3 protein-coding genes, 1 tRNA gene and 5 pseudogenes are annotated in these 8,347 nt (G+C 64.5%); 3 read left to right on the top strand and 6 right to left on the bottom strand.

Annotated elements, in window-relative coordinates; all coding sequences use genetic code 11:
• Positions 1-364 precede the first annotated feature (364 nt).
• The 4 genes and pseudogenes from DR046_RS12575 to DR046_RS24845 form a co-directional block, all read right to left on the bottom strand.
• Entirely contained in the window at positions 365-949 is a 585-nt protein-coding gene (locus tag DR046_RS12575; protein ID WP_115382734.1) for a VPLPA-CTERM sorting domain-containing protein, read from the bottom strand.
• A gap of 27 nt (positions 950-976) precedes the next feature.
• Positions 977-4,711 carry a cadherin-like domain-containing protein gene (locus DR046_RS12570; RefSeq protein ID WP_115382733.1) on the bottom strand — a complete coding sequence of 1,245 codons (3,735 nt, stop codon included), beginning with the start codon at positions 4,709-4,711 and terminating at the stop codon, positions 977-979.
• Between the two features lie 129 nt (positions 4,712-4,840).
• Positions 4,841-4,918, bottom strand: a pseudogene (locus DR046_RS24850) (calcium-binding protein); the annotation flags it as partial.
• A gap of 92 nt (positions 4,919-5,010) precedes the next feature.
• Positions 5,011-5,418: pseudogene (locus tag DR046_RS24845) on the bottom strand (calcium-binding protein); the annotation flags it as partial.
• A gap of 265 nt (positions 5,419-5,683) precedes the next feature.
• Here DR046_RS24845 and DR046_RS12560 point away from each other — a divergent pair.
• Together DR046_RS12560 and DR046_RS12555 are read left to right on the top strand one after the other, a co-directional pair.
• Positions 5,684-6,549: pseudogene (locus DR046_RS12560) on the top strand (IS256 family transposase); the annotation flags it as partial.
• A 65-nt stretch (positions 6,550-6,614) separates the two neighbouring features.
• Positions 6,615-7,144: pseudogene (locus tag DR046_RS12555) on the top strand (transposase); the annotation flags it as partial.
• 64 nt (positions 7,145-7,208) lie between these two features.
• On the opposite strand, the pseudogene DR046_RS12550 reads toward DR046_RS12555, so the two are convergent.
• Positions 7,209-7,508: pseudogene (locus tag DR046_RS12550) on the bottom strand (transposase); the annotation flags it as partial.
• Positions 7,509-7,615: 107 nt separating this feature from the next.
• Here DR046_RS12550 and DR046_RS12545 point away from each other — a divergent pair.
• On the top strand, positions 7,616-7,975 hold the full coding sequence (locus DR046_RS12545; protein WP_115382731.1) for a site-specific integrase: 360 nt from the start codon (positions 7,616-7,618) through the stop codon (positions 7,973-7,975).
• 274 nt (positions 7,976-8,249) lie between these two features.
• Here the strand turns inward: DR046_RS12545 and DR046_RS12540 are convergent.
• Positions 8,250-8,324 (bottom strand) — tRNA-Asn (locus DR046_RS12540).
• Between the last annotated feature and the right edge of the window lie 23 nt (positions 8,325-8,347).

Raw genomic sequence — 8,347 nt, 5'->3', positions numbered from 1 at the left:
TCGGCTTGGGCGGCTCTTCGGGCAGCAACGGCTCCACCGCCGCCCACATCTCGTCACTCACAAGTTCATGTCTCATGCCTCGTGAATCCACGAGACCCAGATCGGTTTCGTTAGGCGCTCTTAGACTCAAAACCGACAAACACCACAACAGTGGGTCAACAGACTCAGCATGTGCTTGGTCTTGAGCGGCGCATCAGAGAGGGTCGGTTTCGCATGCAGGTCCACACCCGGTTGGCTCTGGCTCAGCATTCGCCAGCAAGATTGGGATGTGGAGCAATGAGGGGGGTCCATATATGAAATTGTGTCGCAGTGCTGCTCCCGTGCCGCCGGAGCAAGGCCGGACGGCACGGAGCGTCCGAGCATGTCAGGAGGTCGGCTTTTCTGACTTGATCCTGCGGCGACGGCGCGCGAGGGCGCCGAAGACTCCGATTCCACCCACGAGCAAGGCCAGGGATGCTGGGGATGGCACGACCGAGATGAGCTCGATCGATGCCTGAGGATCGAATAGCGACGCCGAGAAGGGCGTGTTCGGGTCGGCTCCGAACTCGCCGGTGATGATCGCGACGAAGGGGTTGGTGACAGCGCTCAATGCATCCGGGTCGATGAGGAACTGCAATATGTCCTCACCTGCGGGATCCGGATCGATCAAAAAGCCGATATCCGAGATCAAGCCGGAGACGGGCCCGGAGCCGGAGATGAACCCGCCGAGGGGCGACAGGGTACCCGCGGGCGAGACCACGGCATCCACGGTGGTAATGAAGTCATCGCCCAAGAAGCTGAAGCTGGGATCCCCACCGGAGGAATCGGGCAGGACCGAAGCCTGACCGGTTCCCTGGAAGAAAGGGGTCGGCTGAAGCGGGTGCGGCAAGAGGGAGGCCGATGCGGAAGTCGCGGCCGCAACTGCGGCGACGAGGGCCGTTGCTGCGATGGTCGTAATCGAATGTAGCATAACAGTGTCCTAACTATGTTTACACGCTTAGACGAAGGCGAGGTCGCCGGGGTCGCTGACCCCGTCGAGGATGATCATGTCACGGTCCGATTCGCTCAAGAGTAGATAGGTCGCGGTCCCGACCTGGAGCGTCCTCGCCACCGTCTCGCCGGCGAGGTCGATGACGTCGCCCTCGCTCGCATCGAAGTCGTTGATGCGGAGGATATTGCGGCCGGCGCTGTCGAAGAACTCGAAGCAGTCCGCTCCGCCTCCGCCAGCGACCACGTCGATAGGCCCTCCGAGGCCACGCAGGATCTCGTCCGCGTCGGTGCCGATGAGCCGGTCGAACCCTGCAGTCCCTTCGATGACGATCTTGTCGCCGCCCCCGTCCTCGTCCACGTCCGCGACCCGCACCACGACGCTCTGCTCCGTTGCGTCGACACCGTCGGAGGCCGCGATGGTGATCTCGTAGTCGTTGTCGGCGTTCCCGTCGCCTGGCGCTTCGAAATCCGGAGCGGCGATGAACGAGAGCTGCCCGGTGGTCGCATCGATGTCGAACAGCGCATCATCGTCGCTTCCGACGAGGGAGAAGGTCGGAGCGGCCGGCCCGTCCCCGTCGGTCGCCGTCACCGCCCCGACATCAATCAGGTTCTCGTCGATTGCGAAGAGCGCCGGCGACGTGAAGACTGGCGGGGCGTTCACCGGGTTCACGCTGATCGTCACCTCGCCTGTGGCCGTTTCCGCGCCGTCCGTGATCGTGTAGGTCAGCACCTCCTGGCCCACGAAGCCCGCATCCGGCGTATAGGTGAACGACCCGTCCGTCGCGATGTTCAGCGTCCCGTTCGTCGGCGCCAGGATCGTCTGCACCTGCAGTGGGTCGCCATCCGCATCGGTGTCGTTGGCCAGCAGGCCCAAGCCGGCGGCTACCGTCAGCACCTCGCCGTCGTCGACCGCGTAGCCGTCGTCGTTGGCCACCGGCGGGTCGTTCTCGACGCTGATCGTCACCTCGCCTGTGGCCGTTTCCGCGCCGTCCGTGATCGTGTAGGTCAGCACCTCCTGACCCACGAAGCCCGCATCCGGCGTGTAGGTGAACGACCCGTCCGTCGCGATGTTCAGCGTCCCGTTCGTGGGCGCCGTGATCGACTGCACCGTCAGCGTGTCGCCGTCGGCGTCGGTGTCGTTGGCCAGCAGGCCCGCGCCCGCTGCCACCGTCAGCACCTCGCCGTCGTCGACCGAGTAGCTGTCGTCATTGGCCACCGGCGGGTCGTTCTCGACGCTGATCGTCACCTCGCCCGTGGCCGTTTCCGCGCCGTCCGTGATCGTGTAGGTCAGCACCTCCTGACCCACGAAGCCCGCATCCGGCGTGTAGGTGAACGACCCGTCCGTCGCGATGTTCAGCGTCCCGTTCGTGGGCGCCGTGATCGACTGCACCGTCAGCGTGTCGCCGTCGGCGTCGGTGTCGTTGGCCAGCAGGCCCGCGCCCGCTGCCACCGTCAGCACCTCGCCGTCGTCGACCGCGTAGCCGTCGTCGTTGGCCACCGGAGCCGCGTTCTCGACGCTGATCGTCACATCCGCCGTCGTCGTCACCGCGCCGTCGGTGATGGTGTAGGTCAGCACCTCCTGGCCCACGAAGCCCGCATCCGGCGTGTAGGTGAACGACCCGTCCGTCGCGATGTCGAGCGTCCCGTTCGTGGGCGCCGTGATCGACTGCACCTGCAGCGGGTCGCCATCCGCATCGGTGTCGTTGGCCAGCAGGCCCAAGCCGGCGGCCACCGTCAGGACCTCGCCGTCGTCGACCGCGTAGCCGTCGTCATTGGCCACCGGCGTATCGTTGACCGGGTCCACTGTGATCGTGACTGTCGCCGGCGCGCTGTCCACGGTGCCGTCATTGGCGACGTAGGTGAAGCTGTCGGTGCCGTTGAAGTTCTCATTCGGGGTATAGGTGAAGGTCCCGTCGGAGTTCAGGACCAGCGTACCGTTGCTGACATCCGTGTTCAGGACGGCAGTCAGCGTGTCGCCGTCGACGTCGACGTCGTTGGCGAGCACGCTCGCTCCCGTCAGCACCGCGTCCTCGTCGACGCTCGCGCTGGCGTCTGCCGCCACCGGCGCATCGTTGACCGGGTCCACCGTGATCGTGACTGTCGCCGGCGCGCTGTCCACGGTGCCGTCATTGGCGACGTAGGTGAAGCTGTCGGTGCCGTTGAAGTCCGCATCCGGCGTGTAGGTAAAGGTGCCGTCGGAGTTCAGGACCAGCGTGCCGTCGCTCACATCCGTGTTCAGGACGGCAGTCAGCGTGTCGCCGTCGACGTCGGTATCGTTGGCCAGCACGCTCGCCGCGACCATCACCGCGTCTTCGTCGATGCTCGTGCTGTCGTCCGCCGCCACCGGCGAAGTGTTGGTTGTGCCGGCCACCGTGATCGTCACCGTGGCTGCGGCGGCAGCGTTTTCGGTGCCGTCATTGGCGAAATAGGTGAAACTGTCGGTGCCGGAGAAGCCCGCATCAGGGATGTACTCAAAGCTGCCATCGCCGTTCAGCGTCAGGCTGCCGTTGGAGACGTCGGTGTCGATGACCGCGCTGAGCGCATCGCCTTCCACGTCCGTGTCGTTTGCCAGCACGCCCGCCGGCGCGATGCTCAGCGTCGTCTCGAACGTCGTGGTGTAGCTATCGTCCACCCCCACCGGCGCGTCGTTCACTGCGTTCACGGATACGAAAACCGAACCCACATCCGTGCCGCCGTTCCCGTCGATCACAGTGTAGAAAAAGGAGGTGCTCCCCGAGAAATTGGCATTAGGCGTGAAGGTAATCGTGTTGTTCGGGTTAATGACCGGCGTGCCAAAGGCACTCGCTCCCACGGTGCTCACCCTCAGTGTATCGCCGTCCACGTCGCTGTCGTTGGCCAGCACCGAAACGGTCACCGGAACGTCCTCGTCGGTCGTCACACTGTCACTAGCCACCACTGGCGCGTCGTTCACCGGATCGACCGTGATCGAAACCGTCTGGCTGACAACTTCGAAACCGTCGCTCACCACGTACTCGAATGAGGCCGCCCCGTTGAAGTTGGCGGTCGGCGTGAATGTGACATTGTCACCGTTGATGACCGCAGTTCCGTTGGTGGCGTTTTCGACCTGAACGATCGAAAGCGGATCGCCGTCCGGATCGACATCCCCGTCCAGAAGTTCGCTGATCGGGATCGTGATCTGCGTATCCTCGTTCGTGCTGTAGTTCTCCGCATCTGGGTTCGGCGCGTCGTTCAGGAAGACATCGCCATCGGAGAATCTCAGGATGCGCGCACCAGTGATGATATCCGTACCGTCGTCCCCATCGACCAGCGGGTCGAGGTCACTGACCGTCACCGAAATCCGGTCTCCAACCACGCTGTAGTCGGCCTGCTGACCTGCGAATACGGCAATGTCGTTGCCGTCTCCCATGTCGATGCTGTCGTCGCCAGCGCCGCCGGTCACGCTGTCGTCGCCCGCACCGGCTGAGACCGTGTCGTTTTCCGATCCCGCGTCAATCGTGTCGTTGCCGTCGTCACCGTCGATTATGTCGATGCCGGCCAGCCCGGCGATGCTGTCGTCGCCGCCGAGGCCCGAGATCGTGTCGTTCAGGATCGTTCCGATCAGCGAGCCGGGATTTCCGGGCTGCCCATTATCGTCGAGTTCGGTCCCGACGATGTTGGCGCCCACCAGACCGGTTGCCACGATCACGTCGCCGTCGGTGAAACGCAGACGCTCCACATTGGTGACGAAATCCGTTCCGTCGCTCCCGACATTGTCGACCACGGTCAGGCCGGTCGAACTCCCGATGACCGAATAATTGCCCCGCGGGCCATTGAAGACCGCGATGTCGCCGTCACTCGTCGCTTCGGTGCCGCCGTCGATGGTGTCGTCGCCCCGCTCGCCTTCCAGCGCGTCGTCGCCAGAGCCGCCTTCCAGCGTGTCGTTGCCGGCATCGCCGAAGAGCTGGTCGTTGTCGGCGTCGCCCTGCAGCAGGTCGTCGCCATTGTTGCCGCGCAGAGTGTCGTCGCCGTCGCNTCGCCGCCATCCACGGATGGGCCCGAGGCCGCCTGGATGAAGTCGTCGCCATCGCCGCCCAGAATCGTGTTCTGGCCGTACAAATCCCTGATCGTGTCGTTGCCCGCGCCGCCGTCGATGGAGTCCGTGCCGTCGTTCGAATAGTCTCCGATCAAGTCGTTGCCGTCGCCGCCAAAAATCGTGTCGGACCCCTCGCCGCCGATAAGCGAGTCGTCCTCCGTGCCGCCGTCAAGGTAGTCGTTTCCCAGACCAGCCAGGATCGTGTCGGAACCCTGATCCCCCGTGAGGCTGTCGTCGGCTTCACCACCGTCGATGTCGTCGTTACCCGGACCGCCGACCAGGGTGTCGTTGCCGCCGAAACCGAAAATGATGTCGTTGCCGGAAAGTCCGTCTATGAAGTCGGCACCAACGCCGCCGTTGAGTGAGTCGTCGTTTACAGTGGGAAGGTTTGACATTTCCAAGCCCCAAAAAAATGATGAAGTCTGTTTCAAAGTCGAATGCGCTAGAATAGGCACACTTAACGCTTCGTTAACAGCCTTATTGTTGCCGGAAGACTGACTCGGACCAGTCTCAGCCATGACAGTGGCACTGCCGCTTGTGCCGCACAGTGATCATGCGACTCCGGAGCTATGGCCGAAGATGGGAGATGTGGGTTGAGCAGGCGGCGTATCTCGGCGGGTGATGAAGCGTGCCAGGACCTCCGAGAGGGAGCGATACGCCATGATGGAAGATAGCAGCATCGTCGCGTTGCGCCAGCCCGGCGCGGTGGACGACTCGATCACCGAGATTGCGCGCGAGGGGGCGCGGCGGATGCTCGCCTCGGCGCTCGGAGCCGAGGTAGAGGCATTCCTCGAGCGGCACGCTGACGCGCGGCTGGAGGATGGCCGCCGGCGGGTAGTGCGGCACGGACACGGCCCCGAGCGGTCGCTCCAGACCGGGATCGGGGCGCTCGAGGTCAGACGGCCGAAGGTCCGGGACCGCGCTTCGAATGCCGGCGACGGTGCCCGGGTCAAGTTCACCTCCTCGATCCTGCCCCGCTGGGCACGGCGATCGCGTAGCCTCACGCGCTTCTGCCGGTTCTCTATCTGCGCGGGGTTTCGACCGGGGACTTCCAGGAGGCCCTTGCCGCGCTTCTCGGGCCCGAGCCTCCGAACCTGTCGCCCGACGCGAACACGCGGCTGACGGCCGGATGGCAGCAGGACTACGACCGTTGGCAGCATCGCGACCTGTCGGCGCGCCGCTACGTCTACGTCTGGGCGGACGAGGTCTACCTTCAGGCCCATATGGAGCCCGCGGCCGAATGCATGCTCGCGCTAATCGGGGCCAAGCCAGAAGGAAAGAAGGAGCTCGTGGGTTTCCAGGTTGGCGCCCGCGAGAGCGCGCAGAGCTGGCGCGAGCTGCTCGCCGACCTGAAGGCCCGCCGCCTCGCGGTGCCGCCCGAGATCGCCGTCGGCGACGGCGCCCTTGGCTTCTGGAAGGCGCTCGACGAGGCTTGGCCGGACACGCGGCATCAAAGATGTTGGTTGCACAAGACAGCCAACGTTCTCAATAAGCTGCCGAAGTCGATCCACCCCGCGGCGAAGTCCTGGCCTGCCCCCTAAAAAGTGCTTCTCCCTGAAGTAGGCTTTTGAGCCAGATGGAGGACGAAGGGATGCCCCAGAGGAAGCACAAGCCCGAGGAGATCGTCGCGAAGCTCCGGCAGGTCGACGTTTTGGTGTCGCAGGGCCGGTCGGTTGCCGAGGCGGTTCGCGCGATCGGCGTGCCCCAGTTCACGTACTACCGGTGGCGCAAGGAGTATGGCGGCCTGAAGATCGACCAGGTGAAGCGGCTCAAGGAGCTGGAGAAGGAGAACGAGCGGCTGCGGAAGGCCGTGTCGGACCTCACGCTCGAGAAGCTGATCCTGCGCGAGGCCGCTTCGGGAAACTCCTGAGCCCCGCCCGCCGCCGGGCCTGCATCGATCACATCCGACAGAAGCTCGGCGTTTCCGAACGGGTCGCCTGCCGGGTGCTCGGCCAACACCGATCGACCCAGCGGAAGGTGCCGCGCGGGCGGGCCGATGAAGACGCGCTGACTGCGGACATCATCGCGCTCGCGTCTCAGTACGGGCGCTACGGTTACCGGCGGATCACAGCGCTCCTTCGGGAGGCCGGCTGGGCGGTGAACGTGAAGCGCCCCTCTCGGTACTGTGATAGGCGCTGTTGCATGAAGCGTTCGAAGGTCAGACTTCCCCTTTCCCCGTCCGACGTCAGCCGACGGGCTGCGTGACGGGGATGCCGAGTGCGGTGAAGCGGTTGAGGATGGCGATGCGGACTTGGAGCTCGGCGGTCTGGCGGTCGAAATCGCGGGCCATGAGCTTCTGGCCGAGCAGCTTCATGCAGTTCATCTTGGTCTCGACGCGGCTTCGTCGGTGGTAGCCGGACCACTTCCGCCAGAGCGTCCGGCCGAGGCGCTTGATGGCGCGCAGGGCCTTGTTGCGCCCTGGGGCGCCGGGGCTGTCCTTCTTCCACGGCTTGGCGTTCCGACGCGGCGGGATGATCGCCTCGGACCGGCAAGATCGTCCGCGAGAGCTTCGGGCAGACCGATGAAGCCGCAGCCCGGGAAGAGCTCGAGCGCCGCCTACGCCGCGCTGCTGAGTCGAGCTGGAAAGACGCAGTGATCCACTTCTTCGAACACCGGACGGATCTGAGTGCTGCGACGCGGCACCAGTATCTGAACTCGCTCCGGGTGCTGGACCCGTTCCTCGGGAACCTGCTGCTCGGCGAGATCGACGGGGCCACCCTGCGCAACTTCATGGTGACCCTCCGCAAGCAGGTCAGCGACGCCTCGCTGCGTCGCGACCTCGCCACGGGCAGCTCGATCTTCTCGACGGCTCAGGAGACGATGTCGCGGCAGGTCCCGGACGTCAACCCGTTCCGGATGATCTTGAAGCGCCACCTTAAGGAGGTGAAGCGCACCCGCTACCTGACCGAGGACGAGTACGACCGCGTCGAGAAGGCCCTGACCCAGGAGTGATGGCAGCGGGTCGCGCTCGAGGTCTTCGTCTATACCGGCATGCGCCACAAGGAGGTCCGGGAGTTCTGCAAGACGTGGATCCGGTGAGGGACATGCTCGGCCATGGAGATCTGCGGATGACCGAGCGCTACGCACACCTCAATACCGAGGCCCAGAGACGGGCCGTGGCCGAAATTGGCGAACGGATGTGACGCACACTCTGAGCACAATTTCGGGAAACCCGTCGCACACTCGGCGCATACTGGAGAAAAAAGAGGTAAAATCAGTGGGTTGGTGGCTCCGGCGGCAGGGATCGAACCTGCGACCAATTGATTAACAGTCAACTGCTCTACCGCTGAGCTACGCCGGAATACCGAGGCGTCGATTAGCGGG

Source organism: Jannaschia formosa (assembly GCF_003340555.1).
Classification (GTDB): domain Bacteria; phylum Pseudomonadota; class Alphaproteobacteria; order Rhodobacterales; family Rhodobacteraceae; genus Jannaschia; species Jannaschia formosa.
The sequence above is the reverse complement of the archived record's forward strand: the minus strand, read 5'-3'. Positions and strand labels throughout refer to the sequence as shown.